Source organism: Thioclava sp. FR2, assembly GCF_051200875.1.
Lineage (GTDB): Bacteria > Pseudomonadota > Alphaproteobacteria > Rhodobacterales > Rhodobacteraceae > Pseudotabrizicola.
Map to the genome: position 1 here is coordinate 2,257,508 of NZ_CP195191.1, position 25,277 is coordinate 2,282,784.

26 protein-coding genes and 1 pseudogene are annotated in these 25,277 nt (G+C 56.2%); 22 read left to right on the forward strand and 5 right to left on the reverse strand.

All coding sequences use genetic code 11. The annotated features are described in order from the left end of the window. Nucleotides 1–10: 10 nt before the first annotated feature. The 3 genes from ACSBLW_RS11035 to ACSBLW_RS11045 form a co-directional block, all read right to left on the reverse strand. Nucleotides 11–1,486, reverse strand: a complete 1,476-nt coding sequence (locus ACSBLW_RS11035; protein WP_435256672.1) for a tripartite tricarboxylate transporter permease — start codon at nt 1,484–1,486, stop codon at nt 11–13. Between the two features lie 9 nt (nt 1,487–1,495). Then, on the reverse strand, nt 1,496–2,020 hold the full coding sequence (locus ACSBLW_RS11040) for a tripartite tricarboxylate transporter TctB family protein (RefSeq protein WP_435256673.1): 525 nt from the start codon (nt 2,018–2,020) through the stop codon (nt 1,496–1,498). A gap of 93 nt (nt 2,021–2,113) precedes the next feature. Beyond that, nucleotides 2,114–3,028 (reverse strand): tripartite tricarboxylate transporter substrate-binding protein, encoded by a 915-nt coding sequence (locus ACSBLW_RS11045; protein WP_435256674.1) that lies wholly within the window; start codon nt 3,026–3,028, stop codon nt 2,114–2,116. 71 nt (nt 3,029–3,099) lie between these two features. Between ACSBLW_RS11045 and ACSBLW_RS11050 the strand changes: the two genes are divergently transcribed. From ACSBLW_RS11050 to ACSBLW_RS11060, 3 genes and pseudogenes are all read left to right on the forward strand, one after another. Then, nucleotides 3,100–3,948 carry an IclR family transcriptional regulator gene (locus tag ACSBLW_RS11050; protein WP_435256675.1) on the forward strand — a complete coding sequence of 283 codons (849 nt, stop codon included), beginning with the start codon at nt 3,100–3,102 and terminating at the stop codon, nt 3,946–3,948. A 105-nt stretch (nt 3,949–4,053) separates the two neighbouring features. Continuing rightward, a complete protein-coding gene (locus ACSBLW_RS11055; RefSeq protein ID WP_435256676.1) occupies nt 4,054–5,418 on the forward strand; it encodes an aminotransferase class III-fold pyridoxal phosphate-dependent enzyme in 1,365 nt (454 codons plus the stop codon). Between the two features lie 68 nt (nt 5,419–5,486). Beyond that, nucleotides 5,487–5,790, forward strand: a pseudogene (locus tag ACSBLW_RS11060) (IS6 family transposase); the annotation flags it as partial. A gap of 253 nt (nt 5,791–6,043) precedes the next feature. Here the strand turns inward: ACSBLW_RS11060 and ACSBLW_RS11065 are convergent. Next, nucleotides 6,044–6,229, reverse strand: coding sequence for a hypothetical protein (locus tag ACSBLW_RS11065; RefSeq protein ID WP_435256677.1), 186 nt, complete (start codon nt 6,227–6,229; stop codon nt 6,044–6,046). Nucleotides 6,230–6,427: 198 nt separating this feature from the next. On the opposite strand from ACSBLW_RS11065, the gene ACSBLW_RS11070 reads away from it, so the two are divergent. From ACSBLW_RS11070 to ACSBLW_RS11080, 3 genes are all read left to right on the forward strand, one after another. Next, complete coding sequence (locus ACSBLW_RS11070; protein ID WP_435256678.1) at nt 6,428–6,586, forward strand: hypothetical protein; 159 nt, start codon at nt 6,428–6,430, stop codon at nt 6,584–6,586. Nucleotides 6,587–7,560: 974 nt separating this feature from the next. Continuing rightward, nucleotides 7,561–7,755: a helix-turn-helix transcriptional regulator gene (locus ACSBLW_RS11075; RefSeq protein ID WP_435256679.1), complete on the forward strand. Its 195-nt coding sequence runs from the start codon at nt 7,561–7,563 to the stop codon at nt 7,753–7,755. Between the two features lie 118 nt (nt 7,756–7,873). Beyond that, on the forward strand, nt 7,874–9,157 hold the full coding sequence (locus ACSBLW_RS11080; RefSeq protein WP_435256680.1) for an AAA family ATPase: 1,284 nt from the start codon (nt 7,874–7,876) through the stop codon (nt 9,155–9,157). Between the two features lie 446 nt (nt 9,158–9,603). On the opposite strand, the gene ACSBLW_RS11085 is transcribed toward ACSBLW_RS11080, so the two are convergent. Beyond that, the gene (locus tag ACSBLW_RS11085) at nt 9,604–10,413 is read right to left on the reverse strand and encodes a hypothetical protein (RefSeq protein WP_435256681.1); all 810 of its coding nucleotides are present in this window, start codon (nt 10,411–10,413) and stop codon (nt 9,604–9,606) included. Nucleotides 10,414–10,755: 342 nt separating this feature from the next. Here ACSBLW_RS11085 and ACSBLW_RS11090 point away from each other — a divergent pair, with 342 nt between their 5' ends. The 16 genes from ACSBLW_RS11090 (at nt 10,756) to ACSBLW_RS11165 (ending at nt 25,262) form a co-directional block, all read left to right on the forward strand. Continuing rightward, the gene (locus ACSBLW_RS11090; RefSeq protein ID WP_435256682.1) at nt 10,756–11,217 is read left to right on the forward strand and encodes a tetratricopeptide repeat protein; all 462 of its coding nucleotides are present in this window, start codon (nt 10,756–10,758) and stop codon (nt 11,215–11,217) included. Between the two features lie 5 nt (nt 11,218–11,222). Beyond that, nucleotides 11,223–11,723 (forward strand): prepilin peptidase, encoded by a 501-nt coding sequence (locus tag ACSBLW_RS11095; RefSeq protein ID WP_435256683.1) that lies wholly within the window; start codon nt 11,223–11,225, stop codon nt 11,721–11,723. 72 nt (nt 11,724–11,795) lie between these two features. Continuing rightward, on the forward strand, nt 11,796–13,403 hold the full coding sequence (locus tag ACSBLW_RS11100; protein ID WP_435256684.1) for a TadE/TadG family type IV pilus assembly protein: 1,608 nt from the start codon (nt 11,796–11,798) through the stop codon (nt 13,401–13,403). A 319-nt stretch (nt 13,404–13,722) separates the two neighbouring features. Next, on the forward strand, nt 13,723–13,944 hold the full coding sequence (locus tag ACSBLW_RS11105; RefSeq protein WP_435256685.1) for a hypothetical protein: 222 nt from the start codon (nt 13,723–13,725) through the stop codon (nt 13,942–13,944). A 194-nt stretch (nt 13,945–14,138) separates the two neighbouring features. After that, nucleotides 14,139–15,275, forward strand: a complete 1,137-nt coding sequence (gene cpaB / locus ACSBLW_RS11110) for a Flp pilus assembly protein CpaB (RefSeq protein WP_435256686.1) — start codon at nt 14,139–14,141, stop codon at nt 15,273–15,275. Beyond that, nucleotides 15,272–16,756: a type II and III secretion system protein family protein gene (locus ACSBLW_RS11115; RefSeq protein ID WP_435256687.1), complete on the forward strand. Its 1,485-nt coding sequence runs from the start codon at nt 15,272–15,274 to the stop codon at nt 16,754–16,756. Before cpaB ends, ACSBLW_RS11115 begins: the two co-directional genes overlap by 4 nt. A 7-nt stretch (nt 16,757–16,763) precedes the next feature. After that, entirely contained in the window at nt 16,764–16,928 is a 165-nt protein-coding gene (locus ACSBLW_RS11120; RefSeq protein WP_435256688.1) for a hypothetical protein, read from the forward strand. 69 nt (nt 16,929–16,997) lie between these two features. Further along, entirely contained in the window at nt 16,998–17,468 is a 471-nt protein-coding gene (locus tag ACSBLW_RS11125) for a TadE/TadG family type IV pilus assembly protein (RefSeq protein WP_435256689.1), read from the forward strand. After that, nucleotides 17,462–18,082: a TadE/TadG family type IV pilus assembly protein gene (locus ACSBLW_RS11130; protein ID WP_435256690.1), complete on the forward strand. Its 621-nt coding sequence runs from the start codon at nt 17,462–17,464 to the stop codon at nt 18,080–18,082. Before ACSBLW_RS11125 ends, ACSBLW_RS11130 begins: the two co-directional genes overlap by 7 nt. Continuing rightward, nucleotides 18,069–19,253 carry an AAA family ATPase gene (locus ACSBLW_RS11135; RefSeq protein ID WP_435256691.1) on the forward strand — a complete coding sequence of 395 codons (1,185 nt, stop codon included), beginning with the start codon at nt 18,069–18,071 and terminating at the stop codon, nt 19,251–19,253. The genes ACSBLW_RS11130 and ACSBLW_RS11135 overlap by 14 nt, the downstream gene beginning before the upstream one ends. Next, nucleotides 19,250–19,822, forward strand: coding sequence for a L,D-transpeptidase (locus tag ACSBLW_RS11140; protein ID WP_435256692.1), 573 nt, complete (start codon nt 19,250–19,252; stop codon nt 19,820–19,822). Before ACSBLW_RS11135 ends, ACSBLW_RS11140 begins: the two co-directional genes overlap by 4 nt. A 62-nt stretch (nt 19,823–19,884) precedes the next feature. Continuing rightward, complete coding sequence (locus tag ACSBLW_RS11145; RefSeq protein WP_435256693.1) at nt 19,885–21,252, forward strand: CpaF family protein; 1,368 nt, start codon at nt 19,885–19,887, stop codon at nt 21,250–21,252. Nucleotides 21,253–21,255: 3 nt separating this feature from the next. Continuing rightward, a complete protein-coding gene (locus ACSBLW_RS11150; protein WP_435256694.1) occupies nt 21,256–22,203 on the forward strand; it encodes a type II secretion system F family protein in 948 nt (315 codons plus the stop codon). Between the two features lie 11 nt (nt 22,204–22,214). Continuing rightward, the gene (locus ACSBLW_RS11155) at nt 22,215–23,147 is read left to right on the forward strand and encodes a type II secretion system F family protein (RefSeq protein ID WP_435256695.1); all 933 of its coding nucleotides are present in this window, start codon (nt 22,215–22,217) and stop codon (nt 23,145–23,147) included. Between the two features lie 160 nt (nt 23,148–23,307). Further along, nucleotides 23,308–23,778: an aminoacyl-tRNA deacylase gene (locus ACSBLW_RS11160; RefSeq protein ID WP_435256696.1), complete on the forward strand. Its 471-nt coding sequence runs from the start codon at nt 23,308–23,310 to the stop codon at nt 23,776–23,778. Nucleotides 23,779–24,200: 422 nt separating this feature from the next. Further along, the gene (locus ACSBLW_RS11165; protein ID WP_435256697.1) at nt 24,201–25,262 is read left to right on the forward strand and encodes an LLM class flavin-dependent oxidoreductase; all 1,062 of its coding nucleotides are present in this window, start codon (nt 24,201–24,203) and stop codon (nt 25,260–25,262) included. Nucleotides 25,263–25,277: the final 15 nt, after the last annotated feature.

Below are 25,277 nucleotides of genomic sequence, written 5' to 3' on the forward strand. Positions count from 1 at the left end.
GGATAGCCTCTTAGACTGGGCGCTTGGCCCTGAGAATGTTTCGGATGTGAAGTGCAAGCGTCAGGATGATCAGCCCAAAGATGATCGCGGCGATCGGACGGCTTACGAAATCAAGTGGGGTTTCAACTTGCGCCATGGAGGTGCGCAGTTTGGCTTCCATGATCCCGCCAAGAACCATCCCCAGGATGATCGGCACGGCAGGATAGTTCAGTCGTTTCAGGATATATCCAAGCACACCAAAGCCCGCTGCCATGGCGCAGTCTGTCGCCGAATTGCGAAGCGAGTAGGCGCCCACAAAGCTGAGGGTCAGCACGATCACACCGAGAAACCGGGGGGGGATGCGAATGATCTGCAAGATCGGTTTGGTCGAGAACAGCAGAAAGCCAAGGGCCAGCACGTTCAGGATCAAGAGCGAAAGATAGAGCGCAATGATAAAGTCAGGCTGGTTCTGAAACAGCTGCGGACCGGGAACGACGTTGTGGACATAAAAGACAGACAGCATCATCGCCGTCAGCTGCTCTCCCGGAATGCCAAGCGCAAGCAGAGGGATCATCGCCGCAGCAGGGACTGAATTATTGGCGGTTTCCGAGGCGATGATCCCCTCTGGCGCACCTTTGCCAAACAACTCCGGCGTCTTCGATGTCTTTGCCGCATAGGTGTAGGCCAAGAACTGAGACAGGAATTCACCCACGCCGGGAATGATGCCCATGATGACACCCGCCCCGGATCCGAAGAAGGCAACGCGCTTGTGCTGAAAGACCTCACGCATACCACCAAACATAGACCCTTGAAGCTTGGGCGGATTAGGTGACTCATCCTTGTCGATCAAAAGCGTGAATGCCTGCGCGATTGCGAAAAGACCAAGGACGACCACCACAAGGTTAACACCGGAACTTAGCCAATTCTGTCCAAAGGTAAATCGCTGGGTGTAGCGGATCGGCTCTAGCCCGATTGTGTTAAGCCAAATCCCAAAGCAGGCCAGGAAGGTTGCAATAATCGTCTGCCCCGGGTGCGTCACGATGACCAGAACGATCCCGAGGAGTGCGGCCAGAAAAATCTCACGCGAGCCAAAGTTCGGTGCGACCGCAGCCAGCACCGGCGTCAAGAGGATCAGGCAGATGACAGAAAACACACCCCCAAAGAATGAGGCGGAATAGGCGAGCGAAAGCGCCCGCTGCGCCTCACCCCGCTTTGTCATCGGGTAACCGTCATAGGTCGTGAGCGCGTTGACCGCGGTTCCCGGCGCGTTGATCAGAATGGCAGGGATCGCCCCCCCGAACATCGAGGATCCATAAATCCCCAAAAGCATGGTCAAGCCGACGATGGGCTCAAAGGCAAACGTCGCCGGCAAGAGGATCGCGATGGCAACGGCTGGGCCAACGCCCGGGATCGCCCCGATAATGATGCCGCCGACCGAGCCCACGATCAGCGCGATGATGACGTCAAGGCTCCAGATGATATCGAAAGCCGAGAGCAGTGCGTCCATCACGGGCCTCTAGAAATACAGGATGAAGATGTTCCGCAGCGAACCGGGCAGTGCTTCGTACACGGCGCCACCGGGAATCTTGACCTGAAGGAACGACTTGAAAAGAAGGACAACGCCCACGGCTGCAACTGCGGCGGCCAGCAGGGATCGCGTTGAACGGTAGCCCGCACGCAGCGCAAGCAAGGTGGTAAACAGGATCGTTGCCGCCAGATACCCAATGATCGGCGCGGCATAGACATAGGCCATGAACCACAGCGCAAACTCTATGCTTCGCGCCCATGTGAACACTTCTGCTCTCACGCTGGCCGCTGTCTCACGCGTCCGCATGTCCGCAAGCGATGAGTAAAGGTTTGCGGCGGAACAGAGAACCATTCCGATCACGGCAAGCCGCGGCCAAAATCCGGGCTGTGCCGCAAAGCTTCCGCTCGAATGCCAGACGGTCTGGCTCCACATCTGTGACAGAAGGAACAGGGAAAACAGGAGGCAGACGACGGCAAAGGCCGTGTCGCCGATTTGGCGACGGACCTCGGGCATTCCTGCGGATGTGATGTCATCGGCCAAATCGAAGTCTCCCTTGTCGGAGCGGCGAGGCGCACGGATCGCGCGCCCCGCCAATTTGAACCTTGGTCAGAGTCCGCCCAGAATGGCGGCGTCGGCCTCGATCTGTGCAGCGGCGTCTTCTGCCTTCTGCCAGTAGACCAAGGCGCCTGTTTCTTCGGCCAGCTTCTTGGCGGCATCGCTGGCCATGGTCTTTTCGGCAACGGCGATGATCTTGTCACGGATGTCCTGTGGTGTGTCCTTGTGAACAAAAAGACCGTTCCACAGGCTGACCTTGAGGCTTGGCTCGATCTCGCCGACGGTCGGAACATCGGGGATCTTGCTGATCCGCTCACCCGTCACCGAAGCAAGGATTTTCACGCTATCGATACACGGCAGGATCAATTGCAGTGTGGTGTTGATGACCTGAGCATCGCCAGACGCCAGCGTGTTGCAGTCCAGAGCATCGAAAGCCGCGTCGGCGCCGAATTCGAACCCAAGCTTGCCTTGCAGCGCCAGCGTTACCCGCGTCGGGATCAGGGGCGCACCAAAGTGGCCAAGCGTCAACTTGTTCTCTTTGGCATAGGCGGCCATGCCGGCAAGATCGTCATAGGGCGCGTCGCCAGCAACCGCGATGACGAACGGGTAGGTCATGAAGATGCCCAGAGGTTCGAACGGATTGGGCGAAAGCTCTGGAATGCCGATGTTCGGGCCGGCAATCGGAACGCCAGAGACGAATGAACCGATCGTGTAACCATCTGCCGGGGCAAGCGCGACTTCGATGGCACCTGGGAACGGACCGCCGCCACCGCCCGGTTTGTTGATCACAGCCGCGGGCATGCCGTAGGCGGCCTGAAGGTCATCAGCGATCATTCGGCTGAGGACGTCCTCCAGATCACCGGGCGGCCACGGAACCACGATCGAGATCGGCTTCTCCGGATACTCTGCCATCGCTGCGGTGGCGCTCACCGCGAGCGCGGCCACTGTCCCCAGAAACTTGTGCATGCATGTCCTCCCTGACGCTGCTTATCGCTTTCAACCGTTTCACTATTCGAACCGATGGATTAAATATTGCAATGCGCCCTCCAATCCGTCAAGCTATTCCTGCAACCACTGCGACCGACGGTCGGACATGGAAAGGTTTCATCGTGACCGCAGGCCCAACTACAGTTCTCAAGGCCCTAGCCCTTCTCGATTTTTTCACGGATCGGAGGCCGAAGATCGGATTGAGCGAGTTCGCCAAGCTGTCAGGCTACGACAAGGCGACCGCGCTTCGTTTTCTGAATTCCCTCGAATCGAAGGGCTTTGTCGAGCAGGACGAAGAAACCCGGATGTACAATCTGGGGCCCGCTTTTTTGCGCTTTGCGCAACTCCGCGAGGCAAGCTTTCCTCTGACCGAGGCAGTAGGGATCGTGTTGCGCGATCTGAACGCCGCAACGGACGAAACCGCACATGCTTCGACGATTGCAGGAGAGTGGCTTGCCAACATAGGCACCGTTGAAAGCAAACGCGCCAATCGGGTCATCGTCGAACCCGGTGAGGCGCTGCCCTTTCACGCGACCGCGTCAGGTCAGGTCTACTTGGCATTCGCATCAGAAGACGTCGCAGCGGCGGCCCTGAAGAAAGAACTTTTATCTCATACGGCCGATACCATTACCGACCCTAACAAGATCGAGGAATTGCTCAGGCAGATCCGCGAAACTGGTATCGCCCACTCTGAGGGAACCTACGAAGACGGCGTCCTTGGCATCGCAGCGCCGTATTTTGGGCCGAACGGTACTGTATCAGGTGCCGTCGCTGTCGCGCTGCCAATCGCGCGGGCGACCAAGTCGCATGTGGAAATGATCGAGATACAGGTTCGAGACTCTGCCAAACGGCTGACCGCCTTGCGCGGCGGCTACTATCCTGAGGCGTTTCCGAAATGAATGCCCACAGGCGCTTTACCCAAGATGCCGTTGCCACTCCACCGTGTGCGTCTCTCTCGCAGCTCACGGTGGTCGGCACAGTTCCCACAGCATGACACGGAGAACATGATGAACGAAACGTTGCGAAACGATTTCACCACACACGCCATGTGGCAGCCGATGACGCATCCCGCAGAGCCATTTGGCCTGCCGCCGAAGGTGATCGTAGAAGGCGAGGGAATGATGGTTCGCGACATCGACCGCCGCGAAATCCTTGACGCGACCGCCGGTGGTCTGTGGTGCGTCAACCTTGGCTATTCAAGCGAGCCGATCAAGGCGGCGGTGGCAGATCAACTTGCCAAACTTCCCTACTATGCCTGCTTCCGCGGCGCCGTGAACGACAAGGCTGTCGAGTTGTCGCACACACTTCGCGAATGGCTTGAACCCGATGGGATGACGCGCGCGTTCTTTACTTCGGGCGGCTCGGACAGTGTTGAAACCGCGCTGCGCCTTGCACGGCAGTATCACAAACTGCGGGGCGACAAGGACCGAGTGAAGTTCATCTCGCTGCGCAACTCATACCATGGCACGCATTTTGGCGGCGCTTCCGTCAACGGCAACTCACGCTTCAAGCGGATGTATGAACCGCTCTTGCCCGGATGTTTCAGCGTTCCGGCACCTTGGGTGTACCGCAATCCGTTCGGTGAAAACGACCCAAAGCGCCTGTCAGATCTTTGCGCCGCAGCGCTTGAGGCCGAAATCCAGTTCCAGAGCCCCGACACCGTGGCCGCCTTCATCATGGAACCTGTTCTAGGTGCCGGAGGCGTGATTCCGCCACATGAATCTTTCATGCCAAAGGTACGCGAGATATGTTCACGCCACGGCATCCTGTTGATTGCAGACGAAGTGATTTGCGGCTTCGGGCGCACCGGTGATGTAACCGGCTCCCGCCATTGGGGCGTTCAGCCAGATATGATGTGCGTCGCAAAAGGTCTGACATCGGGATATTTTCCGATGGGTGCCTGCATGATCTCTGAACAAATAGCCGAGGTGTTTGAGTCGAACCGCAATCAGGACGGGATTATCGGCCACGGCTATACGTACTCTGGCCATCCGGTTGGAGCAGCGGCGGCGCTTGCGGCATTGTCGGAGACCAGACGCCTGAAGCTGCCAGAAAACGCAGCGGCACGGGGCGATGAGTTCATGACGGGGATGCTGGCACTAAAGGCCAAGCACGAACTGATCGGCGACGTCCGTGGCGGTGAGGGCCTTTTGATGGCAATGGAACTGGTTGCAGAACGAGCCACTAAAATACCGGCCTCTAAAGACCTGATGGATCGGCTCTACAAGCGGATCTACGACAACGGCGTCATGGTCAGAATTTCCGCGCATATGATCATCCTGTCCCCCGCCCTGATTATCGAACCAGGTCAGGTCACCACAGTGATCAATGCGATTGATGATGCTTTGACCAGCGTCCGAGGCGCTTGATCATTCCAGGAAGCGGTGTCAAAAGAAAGTGGCGTAAGGCCCGCACAGGGGATTAGCAGCCTGTCGTTATACCCAAATGCTCCCCCTTCCTGTATTTCAAAACCAGCCCCGAGATCACCGCTAGGTGATGATGCTTTACGTCCGCAACCCGCTGTCGCTCAGAAATGTCGAAGACCTACTGTATGAACGCGGGATCGAGATCAGACACGAAACGATCAGATATTGGCGGAACCGGTTGGGTCCGTTTTTGCGGCCGAGATCCGGAAGCGCTGGGTCGAGGGCATGAAGTCAAGCCGCTGGTAGTGGCATTTCGACGAGATGTTCGTGAAGATTAATGTCGAAGAGCACTATCTCTGGCGGTCTTCGGGTCACTGCCGCATGAGATTACGGGGAGGGCTTCTGCCGGCTTGGCTGCCACGAAGTATGATGCCGCCCGGTCGTTCAGTACAGATGCAGCACAGCTTTGCGGGCATTCTAGTGTTAGGAGGCGTGGTCTCCAACGTAAGCTTGACTGACGGAGTGCATTGGTGAACTGCGCTGGGATTGCTCTCTCAACGATCTTGTTGGCGGTACCGCCTGTCTGTTCCTTGCCAATGTTATGCCCCGACTCTTTATCGTCATCTTTTTAATGATCCCACGAGACGACAAAGTCCAACCCGGCCATGGCGAGCACGCGTTTCGACTTCCTAGGGAATCGGACCTCTTGGCAAGTCATTTTCGACAATTCCTGCCGTGCCGCACTGCCATCGGTCCGCTTTCCGCTCTTCAAGTCGATTGCAGCGAGTGCCGACAGGGTCTCAATAGAGCTCACGGTGCCAGAAGCCTGCGCTCGCGACCGATGCTGCGAGCATTACGATATGTTTAGATAGGTTTCACGGAGCTCAGGGTTGTCGAAGGCGTTGATTTCGAAAGGATGACTGAGGCGACGAAATAGGACTGTGCGTGGTGGGAATTCTTCGAGCCTGGGAACCTGCTGCCTAAGGCGCCTAAGGCCAATGGATATTGACCAATGTCGACACTTGCAGTGCCGCTGCAAGACTTGAAATCGCTGACTGCATCCGAGAAGTCGCCCTCGAAATTCAGCTGCCCCTTGACCGTGATGTTCGTCCTGGATTGCCAGAAGTTCCCCGCAGGTATGCTGCCGGTCGGTCGCCCGCGCGCAAGATGATTGACGTAAAGTACGCGGATTGGACGCGATCAATTGCCTTCGGAGATGCGGGTTCTGCACGGCCTATCTGATGATGCTATGATCTATGCTTAGAGTGCCGCTGCGAAGTGTCCCGGATGGGCGTGGAAATCCGATTTTGGATTTGATCCATGCGGGACTATAGAACGTGATCCGGATGGTGAAGTTATGGCAGGGCTTGCCGATCCGGGAGATCGCGCGCTGCCTTCCGAAGCAACTTTGTGTTTGAACGAGACGCGGTCCGTCTTGAGGCGGCGACACCTCTGACGCAGCGCCTTTGAGAGACTCGTGAGATGCTTTCACTCAAAGTGCTCGAACAACAATTCGTTGCACGTGAATCGGCAGGCACAAGATGTGGATTGACAGTTGTGACACCGGAACGTATGATTCTCACTAATATCTACAGCTGTGCCCAGACGATGAAGCCCGCGCCAAATTGGTTGCGGGCTTTTCCATGTGGCCCCCACCCCCATAGGTTCTTCCTAGGCGGTTTTGCTATGCGGGGACGCGAGGCTCACAGGGTCCGGGGCGCTTAACAAAACCGCAAGCCTAAACAGCGGGCGGCTTAACAAGCTGTTCATGGGCCTCGGACGACCGGAGAAAGACACCACCGTTCGGCTGACCGGTTGCCTTTTTGCCAGCGGAGCGTAGCTCGCGCCGCATCAACGTGCTGTCCCAGCTGGCTGGCAGGCGTTCGATGCACTTTTGCGTACAGGGCCGGCCGTACCGCTTCGATCCTTCGGAGCCTTCTTCGTTTTGAGTCTTCCACCGCTCCTCGCGCGAGCTGAGGGGGAAAGGCAGTCTCAACGATGGCCAGCCTCCACCGAGGCCTGAGCCGCGTCTCCGACACATCCGACAACAACTCGCCGCTCACCGCAGCCGTCACGGATGGCTGCGCCCGGACCTGCATTCAAGACCGATCAAGACCCACTGACGACCAGACCATGGAGTTTCGCATGCTAAAAGATCGCATCATTCGCCTGCCTGAAGTGCTGAAGCGCACCGGGTTTTCCCGATCATCCTGGTATCGCGCCATGCGGGATGACCCGGAGTTTCCCAAGCCGATCCCGCTGGGCCAGCGGAGCATCGGCTTTGCGGAGTCCGATATCGACAGACTGATCGAGCGGCTGTTGTCAAAGCGTCACGGCTAAGCCCATCAGCAACCCGCTGAAAAATTCCAAGGTTCCCATGAGTGTCAATGACCTGGGAAAGACCAACTCTTCCTTGCCGCATTCCGATGCGGACAAGTGCCGCCACGAGGGAAGATGAATGCCATCTGAGCCACTTGATCCACTTCGCCCCTTTCCGCCTGCCGAGGCCTATGAGAACGAGGTCTCGGGTCCTGCTGGAACAACAATCCGAGCGTCTGAATTTGTCTGGCGTCCTCCCGAAGATATCCCGCCGCGCGAATGGCTGTTTGGCCGACATCTCATCAGGGGGTTTCTTTCCATGACTGTTGCACCCGGCGGCGTCGGCAAATCGTCCATGGTGCTGGTCGAAGCCCTGGCTATGGTGACTGGCCTTCCGCTCTTGGGATGCGCGCCACCTTCCCCTTTGCGTGTTTGGGTCTGGAATGGCGAGGATCCGAAGGAGGAACTCGAGCGCCGCATTGCCGCCGCTTGCATCCATTATCGAATAGGCCCGGGTGAGATCGGCGGCAGACTTCTGGTGGATAGTGGAAGAGATGTGCCGATCGTCCTGGTCAGGCAATCGGGCGGATCGATCAGGATCGCAGCTCCAGTAGCGAAGCAATTGGAGGCGGCTATTCGGCAGGCCAATATTGACGTCTTGATCGTTGATCCTTTTGTGACATCGCACCAGGTGCCGGAAAATGACACGACTGCCATGAATGCGGTTGTCGCCACATGGCGCAAGATCGCCGATGCCACGGGATGCGCCGTGGAGCTTGTCCATCATGTCAGCAAAGCCGGGGCGATACATGGCGAGGACATGGGTATCCTCGCCGCGCGTGGCGCCGGGGCAGTCATAGATGGCGTTCGATCTGCACGGCAACTGATCCGGATGAAGCCAGACGAAGCGGCGCGGTTCGGCATCGAGGAAGCCTCAGGTTACTTCCGTGCCGTCATGGGCAAGGCAAACCTGGCCCCGCCAGAGCGTGCCGAATGGCGCAGGATGATTGGCATCCCCCTGAACAATGGTCGCGACGTCTGGGAACAAGGCGATGTTGTGGGGGTGTGCACCGCATGGCAGCCACCAGACGTCTGGGACGGCATCACGCCAGGTGATCTGCAAAGGGTGCAGCGGGCCATTGCCGCATGCGATACACCGCCTTCCGAGAGTGAGCATGCAAGCGATTGGGTCGGGTTTGTTCTCGCCGATACGCTCGGTCTCGATGCTGCAAGGACCAAGACCAAACCGGAGCGCACCCCGGCACAGAACCACGACCGAGCGAAGATCCGTCGGATGCTGACGGCCTGGATCCAAGCAGGCGCGCTGATCGTGAAGGAAGTTCCGGACACGCGAAACGGGCGCACGAGGAAGATCATCTGCGTTGGCGAGCCGGTTACCGACGCCGATATCAGGGGACACTGATGTGAAATCCGCAGTCAAATCCACTGCGGCGGAGCAACGCGGTTCACTGCGGAAAACGACGGCAGGCGGACGGGCGGTATAGACCGCCGCCGCAGTCAATTCCTTTATAGGATCCGACTGCGGCGGCGGATCGTCGGTTGCCCAAGCAGCGGCGCCCAACCAACGTTCAAGCTCAAGCCAGATGACCCACGAATTCCTCCAAAGGCTGGAGAAAGCTTGCTTCTGAAGTCACGAGATCAATAACAGTGAGGCTCAAGGCCGGGGTGGGAGATCTGGTATACGACTTGGAATACAGAGCGGCGTGATTTGCGAATTATGTATTGAGAATCAATATAATGAGCGACATCAATCCGGGGTCTGACTGCCCCCCCAATTCCGCCTTTTTTAACAGACCCGAGTCGCTGTCGGAGTTGATACTGCCAAGCGATAAGGCCGCTAGAAACCGTTTAGAGAAGCCAGATGATGAGCTGGCTTCCGCCCTTAAAGAAGGCCGCAAGAAGGGCGACGTGGCATGCGATCACAAGCAATGCCTGTTTCGTGGTCATCGGACGGGCCGTAGGCGGGGCAGGTTGAATGCCGACCAGAACCAGCCCACCGGAGAGCCAGAGCAGGACCGCAACACCTGATTCCAATGCAAAGCCCGCAGCTGCGGTTACGGCAGAGGTCGCCAGAAGGAATGGCACAACCGCCTTTGGCGCCAGAGCTTGCATGACGGATTTGGCAATGTTGCCACCTGCCAACGGCCACAACGGCAGCAGCATAAAGAAATTGTAGGCCGCGATCGTTTGACCGATTGCCACCAACTGTTTGAAAGCCGGGGTATCCGCTTCGCCCGCGAACGGAACCAGCGAATGGATCAGAACCATCGGTGCCAACGAGAAACTGGCCCCCATGAGATTGATCAAAGCATCAATACCATCGGTGGCCGCAGCCTTTTGAGAAGAAGGTGTCAAAGGGAGAAAGGGGAAGGGGCGAAACAGGGCGTCGTCATGTCCGGAAATACGATGGCCAAGGTAACGTCCGGTCTCATGCAAGAGGACAGCGGTGACGAGCGCCAGCCCCCATTTCGGAGAAGAAAGCAGGAAGACGATGCTTACGAAAACGAGCCCAAGCAGAGGATTGGAAATGCGGAAAGAGGAAGAAGCTTGCGGAGCACGCGTTGCCATAACGAAATTGGCAACCGATCGCCCAGTGATTGGACGAAGCATGAGCGTACTACAGGCGAGAAGGGCCAAGCTGATCAACAGGTAGGTCATCCAACGAATCCTCGACAGTTCGTAACGTTGCTATTCGACTACCCACTATGGTGCAGAAGTGAGGCGGAGAAGTGACTACAACGCGTTAAAAAGGTATCCAGATGGGTCAATTTTCCCTCCTAGGATTAATTTTGCGTTTATTTTACAACCTAGGATTGTTCAAAATCGAAGGTTTGGTCGAAATGTTGTGTTTCTTTAAACACAGTAGGGCGCATCGAGTTCCCTTACGGTAGACATGGATGCGTCGGCTGTCTTACCTTTAACCATCCCTTTATATCGGTCTCAAACATGCGTTTTCTCATTGGATCAGCCCTTCTGATAGCTCTCATCGGATGCAATTCGGTGGGCGACCTCGGCTCGTTTGGCGAAAACGCAGACTCTGTGAACACAACCGCGAACCGCGACTACTACCCCAACGACCAGTTGATCGTTTCGGCAAAGAACCAATTCGAACAGAAGAACTATGGCAAAGCAGCCACCCTGTTCAAAGACGCTGTTCGCGCTGCTCCAATGGATCCGCAAGCGTTGTTGGGTTATGCTGCGGCAAGCGACATGCTGAAGCGATTTGATCAATCTGATCTGGCGTATCAGCGCCTGCGCCCCATCATCGGAACACGCGTCGAGTACCTGAACAACTATGGCTATTCGCAATTGCTGCGCGGCAACCTGCAGCAAGCCCGGTCCTATTTCCTCCAGGCCTACGAAAAAGATCCGAAAAATCCGGTCACGGCCAATAACCTTGAGCTTCTTAGAAACTCGGTGAACTATCAGAAGCGTTCCAAAGGCGATCTGCGCGGAATCTGATCGGCATGGCGCCGATAGTGACCTATGTCCACATTGCAGCTTTGGCGGTCATCTCGATCGGGTCACTCTGTATTGCGTGGCATGATTTCAAAACACTGACGATCTCGAACCGCTCGGTTCTTTTGATGTTGCTGGTGGCGGTCGTCGTTTCGGTCACCCGTCAACCCATGGCTCCTGTTACGGATGCTGCAATCGGCTTGCTGTTCTTTGGTTGCGGCTTCTTGTTTTGGGTGATTGGCGCGATGGGGGCTGGGGATGCCAAGCTCTATCTGCCGCTAGGCATTGCCTTGGGTCCAATAGCTGTCATGCCGTACCTGCTGGCGCTGTGTCTCTTTTCCCTCCTCTTTCTGATTGCTGTGAAATTGGCCGCCCGTCATCAGCCGACCAATCCGGTTTTCGCAAGGCTTTCCCAACTTGGACGAGAGAAGGGACTGCCCTATGCGGTTCCCATGGCGCTTGCCTTTGTCGCCGCCCAAATCGTTACTGTTTCCGTTTTCGGCACTTGAGATTGGAAATCTTCAAAATTTGATGCATACTTTGGACATTTCCAGTCCGAATTACAGACAAACGGAAGTGCGATGCGCAGATTTAGAGATGAAGAACACGGCTATGTTCTGGTTTTCACGCTGATCCTGCTGCCGGTTATTCTGGCGATGGGATTGTTTGTCGTGGATATCGGGCGCGCGAATAACGTTCACTCCGATCTGCAGGCCGCGGCTGATGCCATAGCCTTGGCTGGTGCACGCGAATTGGACGGTGGGGCTGACAGCATTGCCCGGGCCGAGGCCGCGATGGGGGAACTGACCAATACGGTAAGCTATCTTAGCCGTGCCTCGGGCACGCCTCTTGAGGTGCAGTATGTCGACGGCGACACGACATTCCTTGTCTATTTCCTGACGGATATTCCCGAAAGCGACGACACCGCCATCACGGCAGAATTTGTCGCTGACCATGTGACCACCGATGGTTTCGCCGCGAGCTATATCTTTGTTCAGGCACAATCCGACGACATGGAGACCTTCTTCATCAATCCGGTGAACTGGGTCCGCCCAGAGATACCGATTGCGGCGCAGGCCGTCGCGACCTTCCGGTCGGCCGCCTGTGATGTGACCCCGCTCTTTGTCTGCAACCCGTTTGAGGGCGATATCGCTGATCTGCAACAGTCCTTCGCCGCAGGGGCGCTGCACGGGCGCCTGATTAAGCTGCACCCAAAAGGAAGTGACACTGCCGCACCCGGAAACTTTGGGTTCCTGCAGGTTCTGTCTGACAATGGCGGCACGTCGGCAAGTGCGGATGCCATCCGCGATATTTTTGCGGGGGAACGCAATCCAACCTGTTATGACGCCAGCCGCGTGACCACGAAACCGGGGGCTGCATCGTCGATCCGCCAAGGCATCAATGTTCGCTTTGACCTCTATTCTGGCCCCTATTCGCCGTCTGAAGACTACCCTCCGGCCGAGAATGTTCGGAAAGGCTTCGTCCGTGCGCCGACTGGGCCGAACAACAGCTGCAATCTAGTTCAGGCGGACCCAGCTTGGTCAGACGGCACAATTACTTACGACCAACGAGACTGGGCCTCACCTTTTCCTGAGCCCTCGGTCCTGCTGCCGCCGGGTGACGGAGACGGGGCGGCGGGCGCATTTGTCTCTGCAGACGGAGAGTGGGACCTAAACCGTTATTGGACCGTCAATCACCCTGGAACGGCACTGACCAGCACGATGATCGCAGACATGAACTCTTATCCGGGAACCGACCCCACGGCGGACCCCGGCCCGTCGCGCTATGATGTCTATAGGTATGAAATCGAGAACGGGCTGGTTGGGGACGATTCTGCTGGCGCCCCCACCGGTGTACGTTACCCATCAACCGGTCAACCCCGCCCCACGACCGAAAACGGCCTGCCGAATTGTGCTGCCGCGGATGACGTCGCACCATCAACAGGTCCGAAGGACAGGCGCACCGTCTTTGCCGCGATCGTCGATTGCGCGGCCGAGGCTGACAGCGGTGTGGATGAAATGGCTGTGACGGCCTATGCGTCACTGTTCATGACCTCACCGATGCTGCGTGACCCGGCAGACCCCAGCGCGGATTCCACCATTGATGTCGAAATCGTCGACATCACGGGTTTCGGCGGTAACGGCACCTTGGATACCTTCGTTCGGGACGAGGCGATCTTGGTTCGTTAGGGCCAAGCATCAGGTTTTCAGGCACCTGCGCGCAAGAAAGATGCCGAATTTCGCCTGATTGCGAAAGAAGCGAATCATCCGTGAATGCAAACTTGGTTGAATAATCGCTAATCAACAATCGCTATGCGTGTATTTCGCAAAAAGACTCCCATCCGAACGGATATAAAAGTGACTTTAGGTTACCCAAAATTGCCATAATTTGTCCAAAAGTAGGCAAAACTTCGCCAAAAGTATTTATCGAAGGTTAAAGACACGTTACTCTGAACTTGGGGGTGCAAATGAGCTGCGCGCTCATTTTTAGATTGATTAGGAGTTACAAATGTTCTCGATGATTAGCCATCTGTTCAAACAGTTCCACAAGAACAACTCGGGCCTTGCCCTGACAGAATACCTGCTGCTTCTTGGCCTTCTGACCGGCGCTGTGGTCGTTGCCGTTCTTACATTTGGCCTCAATCTTGGTGCTGCTTGGAGTGCTTGGCAGAATTGGCTGGATAACGACAGACTCGAGCCCACAGCAATTCCCGCTGCTCCTGCTGGCTGATTGCTTCAGAGGGCTGCCATGTGCGTCGGCACAAAAGCCTTCTTGGAATGCCAAAGTAAGAAATTGGATCGGCCCCCTCACGGGCCGATCTACTTGTAAAAGTTGATGACAGTATTGTTCATTTGACGGCACAAGCAGATGGCGCGGAAGATAACCGCAGGTAAAACATCATCTGCTCATTGAGGGGGCAACGCATGCGTGCTTCGACAGTTCTTAGCCTATTGGTGGCCCTGATCTTGGCCGTTGTCGCCGTTGTCGGCGTTCGGTCGTGGATGCGTGATCAGCAAGCCCTGTTCATCGCCGAACGCAGTGTGGGATCCGGTACCGAGGCGGTACTGAACCAAGTGGTCGTGGCGAAGGCGCCGCTGCGATTTGGTGACCGTATCACCCCTGATAAAGTTGAATTGTTGACTTGGGCCTCCAGCACGCTGCCAACCGGATCGTATAGCTCGATCGAGGAAGTGACCGGCACCAATGAAGACAACGCACGCTTTGTGTTGTCTTCGATGGAAATTGGTGAACCTGTCCTGAACTCTCGGGTTACCTCCCCCGGCCAGCGCGCCAAGCTTTCAACAGCCATCGAACCCGGCATGAAGGCCGTCTCTATCCGCGTCAATGACGTGTTGGGTGTGGCGGGTTTCGTGCTGCCGGGCGATCGCGTCGATGTCATGTTGACGGAATCAAAAGTGAGTCAGCCCTATACCGCCATTCTGCTGCAAGGAGTCCGGGTTCTGGCCATCGACCAGATTGCTGATGAACGCAAAGACCAGCCAAGCGTCGTTCGCACAGTCACATTTGAAGTTTCAACCGAAGAAGCACAAAAGCTGACGTTGGCTGCAACTGTCGGCACGCTTTCTTTGGCTCTGCGGAACGTCGTCTCGTCCGAGGTCGACGATCTGCGGAAGGTGACAGTGGCCGAGCTTTTGTCCGATGACACGGCAGCAGCCAGCCTGGCAGAGGCCGAAGCGAAAAAGTTGCGCGAAGCGGAGGCCGCTGCCTTGGCTGCTGCTGCCGCCGCCGAAGCCGCTGCACGGCAGTCCTTGATCGACGAGCAGACCGCCCGCATTGCCGCGCTTGAGGACGAAATACGCAAAATGGGCGATAATGTTGCTGGTCGACTACAGTCTGTTGAGGAAAACCTGACGCAACGGCAAGAGCCTGTCGTAGTTGAAAAGCCAATCGTGGTAGAAAAGCCCGTAGTTGTTGAGAAGGAAGTGGTGCGAGAGGTTATCGTCGAAAAAATCGTCGAGCCCCCGCCCCCTGCGTTCATTACCGTTGGAATCGTCCGTAACGGACAGCGTGCCGAGTACTCTGTTGCCACAGAAGAATGAGATTTGACGGCTGTGCCGGAAATCTACACGAAAAGGCTGAATTGATGATTTTCGAAGGGATAGTGGCTTTTGCCAAGACTGCGCGTCTTACGACCGCACGCAGCGCGCTTGCCTTGTTGATTGCGCTGGCTGTACCGGTATGCACCCCCGCGCAGGCTCAAAGCGAACGCACGGTGATACTTGGCTCTGCTACCACGCCAAGCCCAATAGAAATCAATCCCGGGTTCACTCTGACGCTTCGGACGTCGCTGGACTTTGCCGATATTGTCGTCGGGAATGCCGCAGTGGCCGATGTGTTTCCGCTGACGTCAAATTCGGTCTATGTGCAGGGCAACAACCCCGGAACAACGAATATCGCCTTTTACAGCGCAGAGAAGAAACTGCTTGGCACGGCGATCATCCGGGTAAAGGTGGACTTTGCCGAGCTTGAGACGACAATCAATCGCGCCTTCCCTACTGCTCAAGTGAACGTAGACAACGTGAACGGTCGTGTTCGGCTTTCCGGTACGGTCGAGGATGCGGTACAGCTGCGGTCGATCTTGGAATTGTCTCAGCAATATTCGCCTGATCCGGTCGTAAATGCTTTGCGGGTGACTGACCCTCAGCAGGTTCAGCTTGCGGTTCGGATTGTCGAAGTATCTCGGAATTCCGGGCGCGAGCTTGGTGTTGACTTGGACTTCTATCGCAACGGCGTGCAACGCGGCAGCACCGGCGGGGTTTCGACCTCCGTACCCTTCGGCAGCTTTGTCGGATCGCTCTTGTCCATCGGCGGAACCGATGTCGACTACATCATCAACGTCCTTGAGAACAAAGGCTTGGCACGCCGGTTGGCCAACCCGACCCTTGTGACCACGAGCGGTGTCGAGGCGAACTTTGTTGTCGGTGGCGAAGTGCCAATCACGACGGCGTTCTCGGCTGAAAATGGCACAGTCGCAACCGAAACGGGATACCGTGAATACGGTGTTCGGTTGAATTTCAAGCCGCAAGTTCTGGACGATTCAAAGATCAGCTTGCGGATCCGGCCAGAAGTCAGTGACATCGACAGTTCGGTCAGCGTGAATGGTCAGCCTGCCTTCATCTCGCGCAAGGCTGACACGACCGTCACCCTGCGTGATGGGCAAAGCTTTGCAATCGCCGGTCTGCTTCAGGTTGATAACGAACGCAACATCCAGCAGGTGCCGTGGCTTGGGCAAATTCCGATCTTGGGCACCCTTTTCCGGTCCACCGCTTTCCAAAAGCGCGAAACCGATCTGGTTATCCTTGTCACGCCAACGCTCGTGCGACCTGGCCGACCTGGCGAGACGTTGAAGACTCCATTGGATGACAGCCGGTCGTCGACCGATGTTGAACTGTTCCTTCTTGGGATGCTTGAGGTCAACAAGGACATGATCCGCGCCTTCCGTGAAGGCGAGGGCGTAGTTGGTCCTTATGGGCACATTATTGATCTGGAATTTGACGATGCTCTCATCAAGAAAAAGTAAAGCCTTTTTGCTGCTGGTGACGGCTGTCATGGTTTCCGGTTGTGCGGACTACAGCTCTCGCGAAGACAGCATCACGGTTAGGGCAGGCAATGCGCCAGCCGCCAACAGTTTCATTCATACGATAGACCACTGGCCCGCCAATGCAGGAAACGTTCGCGTCACTGGTGGCTGATTTTCTCGCCAATTCGGGCGGGCAAATATTGCGAATTCGGCATTCGGCCGGTCCCGCACCGAGGAACACATGAAGAGAGTGTCTAAGGTCATAAAGTTGTTTTTCACCGAGTCCTCAGGCGCGGTGCTTATTGAACTGATGCTTGCTGCACCGATCCTCTTGATTTTCACCGCAGGAATTTTTGAGATCGGCAATATTTTCTGGCAGAGACAGCAATTACAAGTCGGTGTGCGGGACGCGGCACGATATCTGTCGCGCTGCAATGCTGTTCTTTGCGATTACACCGCTGCTACTGCCACGGCCCGCAACATTGCCTTGTATTCCTCACCCGTCGCACAAACTGCTTTGCGAGTGCCCGGCTGGGATGACCCTGCAACGATTGAAATTGAACCAGCCGCATTGCCTACAAGCCCTACGGCGACCGATATGATTTCTGTTTCTGCCTCGACCGCCTATAGCGGCTCACCCTTTGCCACTTTACTGGGTTTCTCAAACGTGACGCTTAGCTACAGCTACTCGATGAGGTACATCGGATGGTAAGGCTTGCCCGCCGTTTTCGCTCGGAACAGACCGGCGTCACGCTGGTTGAAGGCCTGATCAGCCTTCCGATCATGATGATTGCGTTGATTGCCTTGGTAGAGCTCGGATGGGGGCTTTTCCAGTGGGGCCAAGCTGCAAAGGCTGTTCAGTATGGCGCAAGGATGCTTGCCGTCAGCGACCCGCTACTTGCCGACCTAGACACGTTTTCCGGTGATTTTGGCGGGCTTATCGAAGGTGATCCCGTCCCATCCACAGTAGTGTCGGTGTCCTGCGGCGGCGGCACGACACCTTGTGTGACGGCTGGTATGAACAGACTAGTCTATGGTGGCGACGGCGTTTGCGCCGGCGCAACTGGAACTGCCCGCATCGGCATGTGTGACCTGATGCCCCGTATCGCACCCGAGAATGTCCGGGTGACTTACACGCGCGATGGGTTGGGATATGTGGGTCGTCCAAGTGGACCAATCCTTTCCATCCGCGTTGAACTGGTCAACCTGAGTTTTACGTTCCTTTTGCTGGGAAGTTTGTTTGGAGCGAACACGCTCGTTTTTCCGCCGCACCCGGTGATCATTACGAGCGAAGATATGTCGAGTTGTAGAGATGAATGTTCTTGAGATGACACCGGCCAAAGCAATCGCCGCAAAATCCAACGTTCGGGTCGGCTTGGTCCGGTCTGATGACGCGGACGCAAAACAGGTCGTCGGCGTCCTTGGAACAGTGCCCGGTGTTTCCATTGTTCAGCCCAAACTGAACGACCTTTTGCGCGCTGGTCAGGACGTTCCCCATTACGACGTGCTTTTGCTGGAAGTGGACCAGTTTGAAGAGCGCGAGATTGAGGCCTTCACTTCGATCAAGAATTCCGTGCGTGACGTCCCGATCATCGTGGTGTCCGAGGCTCTCCCCGATCAGCAATTGCGCACGCTGATGAAATTGCAACCAGCAGATTGGCTAAAGACGCCGCTGTCTGCAATGGAACTCAAGTCGGCGATTGGTGCAGCCGTAAAATCTAGCCGGGCAAACCAAAATCTCGTTCATGCCGTTATCCCTGCGAGTGGCGGCGCTGGTGCGACGACAATTGCGGTCGCAATGGCAGATATTCTGGCCCATAGGCTTCGCAAAACGAACAATACCGTCGGCCTCGTCGATCTTGATTTTTCGCAGGGAAACTGCGCCCTCTACTGCAACATCTCTGGGGAACTGAACCTTCAAAGCGTGATCAGCAACCCAACGCGGATTGACCCACAGTTCGTTCAGCTGATCCAGAAGAAACACGACAACGGCTTCTTTGCCTATTCGGGAAAGCGCCGCGATATCGTGAACAATGAAAACGTCTTTGAATTGGTTCTGCGCCTTCTGGATGCAGTGTCCACGCAGCATTTCCACACGATCCTTGATCTTCCAGTTCATGAAACGGACTGGCGAAATGATGTGTTTCATACCGTAAATACAGCGACGGTCGTCTGCGAGCCGAACCTGCCATCTATCAAGCAATGCCTTGATGTTCTTGAAATCTTGAAGTCACGCAAAGATGCGCTTGGCGCTGTCCGCGTGATCGTGAACAAGCGCGTAACCGGCTTTTTCAGTCCTCAGCGGATCAACAAGAAACAGATACAGGAACTGCTCGGTTCAGTAGAAGTCCTCTACTTGCCGTTTGAACCGGCCACCACGAATGAGGCGATCAACCGCGGCCAGATGTTGTCTGCTGCCAATCCATCTTCCTCGATGGTGAAAGTCTTGACCAAATATGTGGAACAGGTGATTGCGCCCAAGGAGGCGAAGAAATGATCCTGACCACCATTCTTGCCGCCTCGATGGTCCTGAACATATCGGCTCCTCTGAACACCAATCGGCAGGGAGAAGGTCTGGTCCTTGTCGAAAACAAGTCGGTTCCCCGTGATTTGGGTGAAAACACCGCGAAGGTGATTTCCCTTAGCACCAAGGAAAAAGTCGGAACTATCATCATTTCCAATTCGGGCCGTACCCTTGACGTCGTGCAACCAAACGGAAAGGCGCTGCGCTACCGCATCAGCGTTGGCCGCGACGGCTTTACTTGGAAGGGTGTCGTCACGGTCGGGGCCAAGTCCAAATGGCCCGAATGGAGGCCCCCTGCAGAAATGCGTCGGCGTGATCCATCGCTTCCGCAAATGGTTCCATCCGGCCCCTACAATCCTTTGGGTGCTAGGGCTTTGTACCTTTATGCGAATGGCAAAGACACATTGTACCGCATTCACGGAACCAACACCGCTGAAAGCGTCGGGAGCTATGAGACCTCGGGCTGCTTTCGACTGACGAACACGGACGTGATCCAGCTTTTCGAAAAGATACCTGTCGGAACAAAAGTGATCGTTCAATGACAGACCCGCAAGAGACCTAGGAGACGCAATTGGTTGGCCGTTTTTTCCGCAGTTCCCCCGACGTGCCCCCCAAGACGGTGGATGCTCCCCCGACAAAATCTGAACCCAGTCCCCCACCAAAGCCCACCGTTGCGGCTGCTCCGGCCTCGGAAAGCGGACTGCCTGACATGGTTGCGTTGCGAGTCAACCTTCACCGGCACCTTCTGGACCAGATCAATCTGGCCATTCTGGATTCGATGAAGGAAGACAATGTGCTGGATGAATTGCGCCCGATGGTGCGCGAGTATGCCAAGACACACAACATTCCGCTGAACACCAAGGAATTGGATCAGCTTACCAAAGATCTGGCTGACGAAATGCTTGGTCTTGGGCCCATTGAACCTCTCCTGAAAGATGACAGCATTGCGGACATTCTGATCGTCGGCCCAAACACGGTCTTCATCGAGCGCGGCGGTATGCTCAGCCGGACGAACGTCAGGTTCAAGGATGAACGTCACCTTCTGCGGATCATTAACAAGATCGTCTCGGCGATCGGGCGCCGGATTGATGAATCGTCGCCGCTGGTGGACGCTCGACTCGCCGACGGCTCGCGCGTGAACGTCGCCATCCGACCGATTGCAATTGATGGCCCACAGGTTTCCATCCGCAAATTCTCAAAGCGTCCCATTCTGCTGGAAGGGCTTGTTCAACGCGGGGCCCTGCCCGCCGGCATGTCCAAAGTTCTGGCCGCGGCCGTCGAGGGCAAGGTTTCGATGGTCGTATCAGGCGGAACAGGCTCGGGCAAAACCACGATGCTGAATGCGCTTTCAGGGTTCATCCCCCAGGAAGAGCGTTTGGTCACAATCGAGGATGCGGCCGAACTTCAACTGCAGCAGCCCCATGTCGTTCGACTCGAAACGCGTCCGCCGTCACTGGAAGGGCGACATGAGATCAACCAACGCGACCTTGTCCGGAACGCGCTCCGGATGCGCCCCGACCGCATCATCATCGGCGAAGTCCGGGGTGGCGAGGCCTTTGACATGTTGCAGGCCATGAATACCGGCCACGAAGGGTCGATGACCACCATTCACGCCAACAACCCAAGGGACGCCCTTTCCCGTATGGAGCAGATGGTCGGGATGGCGGGCATGCCGATGTCGCAAATGAGTATCCGCTCGCAGATCGCCTCTGCTATTCACATGATTGTCCAGCTTTCGCGCCTGCGAGACGGCACACGTCGCGTAACAGCCATCTCGGAATTGACCGGTCTGGAAGGCGATGTCGTCCAGCTGCAGGACATCATGAAGTTCCAGCGGACCGGCGTGAAAGACGATGGCACGATTATTGGCGAATTCCGCGCAACGGGTATACGTCCTAGGTTCCTTGCTGATCTGGCCAGCATGGGGTTGGTTATCGACTCCAAGGTCTTTGATCCGACCCAAAGGCTTTAAAAGATGACCCTTGCGATCATTTACGGAGCTGTCTTTGCCGCCGCCTTGCTGCTGGTCGAGACGATCCTGCGCGCCCTGTCTCGCCGACGGAGGGCAACGACCGAAGTCAACGAGCGCATGCGAAGGCTCTTGAGCGGGCAAGCCCAAGAGGCTGTCTATCAGTCCCTGCTCAAAGATCGTTCCGCCATGGACACCGCTTCATTTGAATGGCTGGACCTAAGAAAACTGTACAGGCAGTCGGGCCTGACGCTGAATGTTCAGCGCCGGGTGACCTATGTCCTCGTCATCTTCTTCATCTCGTTTGTCGGTGCGATGTTGTTGACCTCGAACCCGTGGCTCAGGCTAACCCTTGCCGGGGTTGGAACCTTTGTCGCGGTCCTTGTGGGATTGCTGCGCGCAAGAGCGAAGCGTAGAGCAAAGTTTGTCGCGCGCTTGCCCGATGCGATTGATATTATTGTGCGCAGCATCGGGGCCGGGCATCCAGTGACCGCCGCTATTTCGCTTGTGGCGCGCGAGATGCCAGACCCGATTGGTTCGGAATTTGGTCTTTTGTCCGATCAGTTGACCTTTGGATCGGAGATCGACGAAGCCCTTTTGGCGATGGTCGACCGGGTCGGTGTCGATGAACTGAACTTGCTTGCCGTTACCGTCAGCGTTCAACGAAGCTCTGGCGGCAACTTGACGGAAATTTTGCAGAACTTGTCCCACATGGTGCGGGAGAGGTCGATCATGAAAGCGAAAATCAGGGCGATCTCGGCCGAGGGTCGGATCACCGCCGTTGTCATGTCGGTTTTTCCTGTTCTGCTTTACACGCTTCTGAACACACTCGTTCCCACATACTTCGACGCCATCTGGGAAACGGGTAACGGCCTTTATATCGTGGCTGGCATCGTCGGTTATATGTCCATCGGCATCTTCATCCTGTTCCGGCTGGTCAGGTTCGATTTCTAAGAGGATCAGAAATGCAAACTACATTGATCCTGATAGCTGTCTTTGTCGCCACGCTCATGCTGGTGTTCTTGGCCAGCAACTTTTTTGTCAACCGTCAGCAACTCCGCAAGAATATTGACACTGCCAAAGAGCAGACAAAATCGACCGAAGGCCCTTCCGAGGAAATCCTAAGCAGCGAAAGCGATAGTTTCCGCTACTATTTTGATACCGTCCGAAATGCTGACGCAAACTCGACCGAACTCCGCCTTGTGCGGGCAGGTTACTTTGGAAGGGACTCTGTCAGGGTCTACAATCGCATTCGCATGATTGTAACTGCTGCTTCCTTTGCCGTGGCGCTTTACATCCTGACGCCTCTACTTTCGTCGTTCAATCCAGCGATCAGCTTTCTTTTCGCCGGAATGGTGGCCTCTGTCGTCTTCATTCTGATGAACGCCTTTCTCGATGGGATGATCAATCGGCAGAAGACCCTCTACCAGCGTCTGTTCCCTGACTTCATGGATCTGCTGATCGTCTGCGTTGACGCCGGGATGAGCATCGAAGCCGCCATTGATCGTGTCGCGCAGGAGATGTTGAAGACGGAGCCGACCTTCGGGCACCATGTCGCGATCATCAATCTTGAACTTCGGGCTGGTCGCCCTCTACACGAAGCCTTGGTAAATTTTGCGCAGCGGGTCGGTCTGGATGAGGCCAATTCACTGGCCGTTCTTTTTCGGCAGTCGCAAGAATTGGGCTCAAGCGTCGTAAAGACCCTGCGCGTTTTCTCGGATGAGATGCGGCGTATGCGGATTTTGCGGGCCGAAGAAAAAGCAAATGCGTTGCCCGTGAAGATGCTCTTCCCAATGGCTGGCTTCCTTTTCCCAGTTAACATCATGATCGTTTTGATCCCGATCATGATTCAGCTTCTAGAGCTTATAAGCACCATGGGCCCTCAGCCGATCCAGTGAGCTTTACGATGGACGCTCTTCCTGACGTGCCCAGCAACATTTAATCTTCGCCTCTTGCCGGCAGGTCGCAGGGGGACCGTCTGCCCTCAGGTCAGAATTTTGCAGTGCGAAATTCTTTCTGCGAGGATACTTGTGGGCAGATGAAGTGACAGGTTTGAAGATGGCTGCGACACAGGCCCTAAAATTTCTCAACGCTTCTGGGATACAGGTCAGCCTGCACCCCTATGAGTATGATCCGAACGCAGATGCAGTAGGTCTTGCCGCGGCACAGGCTCTGGGTCTCGACCCGTCGTTGACGCTTAAGACATTGATGGTCGAGGTAGATGGCAAACCCGGATGCTGTATCATCCCGTCGAACCGCCAGCTTTCGATGAGGAAAGTGGCTGCGGCCTTCGGTGGGAAGTCCGCAGCGATGATGCTGCCCGCCAAGGCAGAGAAACTGACGGGCTACCGCGTTGGTGGGATTTCTCCCTTTGGACAAAAACGCATCGTACCGGCTGTTTTTGAGGAGACCGCCTGCACGGCACCCAAGGTTTGGATCAATGCTGGCGCGCGCGGTCTTTTGTTAGGCATCGCGCCTGAGGATGCCATGAGGGTCATCAAGGCGACGCAATTAGGCCTTGTCTCCTGAGAATGAATTACCCCTGGAAAATCGCCCACACCGATGAAGCCCCGTTTCGCATCCCAGTAGGCAAATTTCAAAGACGACCGGCCTTATGTCAACATTGAACGGGACGAGCGCGTTCCCGACGCGTCGATCCCTCCTTACGGCCCATTCGCAGCCGGCTGTTTTTCTGACTGGTCGATGGGGCATTCAGGTGCGCTACAGTAGGATCTCGATAAACTTCCCGGGCTGAACGGCTTCTTCCGTTCGGGAAAGACGGCTGATGACATCGGCCATCCGCAGATTGAGGCGCTTTTTGCGAGGTTTCGCAAAGGATCGTTGTTGGCCGCCTAATCACCCATGGTGCGTTGATGCAGAGTTGACTCTGCTCTGCCGTGACTGTTCGCACAGCGGCAAAGGGCCTATCTTGCTGGCAAAGGAGAATTCTGATGTCCGCTTTGCACTCTCAGCCCTTGTCCCTTGGGATCGACACGTTCGGTGACGTGACTCGCCTGCCTGATGGCACAGCGATGCCAATGGATCAGGTGTTGCGCGATGTCGTGGAACAGGCTGTCGTCGCCGATCAGGTGGGTATCGACTTTATCGGCCTTGGTGAACATCACAGAGACGATTTCGCCATTTCCGCGCCGGAAATCGTTCTGGCCACCATCGCGGGGCGAACAAATCGAATTCGTCTTGGGACGGCCGTGACGGTGCTTTCCTCAGATGACCCCGTGCGCGTGTTCCAGCGCTTTTCGACGCTAAACGCCCTGTCGAATGGACGTGCCGAGGCAATCCTTGGGCGTGGCTCCTTCACCGAAAGCTATGCCCTCTTCGGCTATGACCTTCACGACTATGACCAACTCTTCGAAGAGAAGCTCGACCTTTTCGCCACGCTTTTGCGCGAACCTGTGGTAAGCTGGAATGGTCAGACCAGATCCCCCCTGTCCAACCAACGTGTTTTCCCTCCCCTGGGCCCGAACGGTCTGGTGACTTGGGTCGGCGTCGGTGGCAGTCCGGAATCCGTGGTCCGTGTGGTGCGCCAAGATCTGCAACTTATGCTGGCAATCATTGGTGGCGATCCGCGGCGTTTCATTCCCTATGTCGATCTGTATCACCGGGCGGTCGATCAACTGGGCCGAACTGCGCGACCCATCGGGATCCACTCGCCCGGCTTCGTTGCCGAAACCGATGAAGCCGCCCGCGAGGGACTTTGGCCCCATTACCGCGAAATGTTCGGGCGCATCGGGCGCGAACGTGGTTGGGCCCCGGTCACCAAAGACAGGTTCTTGGCCGAGGTAGAGCATGGGTCGCTTTATGTGGGCAGCCCTGAAACGGTCGCAAAGAAAATTGCGGGGGCCATCAAGGCGCTTAAGGTTCAGCGTTTTGACATGAAATACGCAACCGGCCCGCAACCGCATGGTGCCTTGCTGGAATGCATCCGTCTCTATGGGGAAAAGGTGATGCCAATGGTGCAGGATATGCTTGCCACGGACCGCCTCAGCGCCTGATCCGGGCGGGCTGTC